The organism is Acinetobacter sp. AOR34_HL, from assembly GCF_027854795.1.
GTDB classification, from domain to species: domain Bacteria; phylum Pseudomonadota; class Gammaproteobacteria; order Pseudomonadales; family Moraxellaceae; genus Acinetobacter; species Acinetobacter junii.
The window spans coordinates 1-1760 of sequence record NZ_JAKTID010000010.1; the positions used below are offsets into that span (position 1 = coordinate 1).

At 45.4% G+C, this 1760-nt stretch carries 1 protein-coding gene; it reads right to left on the bottom strand.

Translation table 11 applies throughout. From position 1 onward, the window contains the following. A partial coding sequence (locus MKL32_RS01455) for an Ig-like domain-containing protein (protein ID WP_270900095.1) occupies positions 1 to 1760 on the bottom strand: 1760 nt, incomplete at both ends.

A 1760-nucleotide genomic window follows, 5' to 3' on the forward strand; every position in this document is an offset into this window, starting at 1 on the left:
CCAGCATCTGGATCAGTGACTGATGGTGTCAATGTAACTGCTGTGTCTTCATTCGTCGTTGCTGTTGTAGGCGTTGCGACTGGCGCATCGTTCACGCCTACTACTTTTAAAGTTAATGTAGAAATATCAGTACTATTACCATCAGTCGAAGTATAAGTGACTAACGGCACAAAACCATTGTAATTAACTACTGGGGTAAAGGTATAGCTACCATCTGAATTGATCAACAAGCTTCCTACACCCGTGATCGTCGCTATCTGACCTGCTGTATAAGTAGTCGTATCACCCGCGATCATAAAGCTTTGAATGCTGACCGTACCATCAACACTGCTCGTACCTGCTAATAAACCATTTGGATCTGTCGCAAGTACATTTAATGGCGTGTCTTCTGTTGCACTTACTATTTCACTTGCATCAATGAATGACGTATCGACCGTTAATGTTAATGCTGGGCTTTCAGCACTTTCATTACCTGCCGCATCTGTCAAAGTATAACTGAGTTCGTGCTCACCTTCGCTTAATGGCTCTGTAGGGGTCAGTGTTCCTGTCAATGGATCATAGACTGCATCAACCGCTACACCATCTACATACAAGGTCGGGGTATCTGTTAAACCACCACCAATATTAAGCCCAGGTGTACGATCATCTGTTGTACTACCAGACAAATTTACACCTTGTTCTGCACCAACGTTGTCGACATAGCTCGTCGGTGCTGCTGGCGTGGCTGGTGCTGTCGTATCAACAGTAATCACTTGTACCGTCGTATCCGCTACATCCACATTACCTGCTGCATCGCGCGCTTCAGCACGAATCGCAACCTCCCCATCTGCAGCAACTGCAATCGTCGCTGTAATGAAACCTGCATCGATATCCGCTTGTGTTACCGTATATGTTGTACCATTGACAGTGATCACATTGCCAACAACCGCATCTGCACCTAATGCAACTTGTGCTTCAAATACACCATCTATATCTAACTCTTCCGCATTGATAATGCCATCACCATTCACATCTTCTGGAATCGTAATCGCACCTATTAAATCTGAAGCTGTCGGATTAAAGATGAAACCATCCGTACCATCCAGAATATCTCCAATACCCGCATTTCCAGCAGCATCACTATAAGTACCATTCGCTACACTAATGCTCGGTGCTGCTGTGCCGCTTTGAGTAAAGGTCGCTGTCCATGTATTTGCATCAACCTGTACGAAATTACTCAGCGTACCACCTGCTACAACAACATCTGATGCAGTAAATCCAGCAACGTCTTCACTAAATTGGAAGGTGATCGTTGACGTTTCACCCGCTCCTAACTCTAGGTCTGAGCTCGTGATTGTCAGTGTTGGAGCAGTTGTATCAATTGTCAATGTTAATGCTGGGCTTTGAGCACTTTCGTTACCTGCTGCATCTGTCAGTGTATAGCTGAGTTCATGTTCACCTTCGCTTAATGGCTCTGTCGGTGTCAGTGTTCCTGTCAATGGATCATAGACTGCATCAACCGCTACACCATCTACATATAAGGTCAGGGTATCTGTTAAACCACCACCAATATTAAGCCCAGGTGTACGATCATCTGTTGTACTACCAGACAAATTTACACCTTGTTCTGCGCCAACGTTGTCGACATAGCTCGTCGGTGCCGCTGGCGTGGCTGGTGCTGTCGTATCAACTGTTGCTGTTTCAGTTACAGGGGATGATGTATTACCTGCTGGATCTTTGATTGAAACTTCAACTTCAAGTGCTTGACCTTCTGGTGGTAC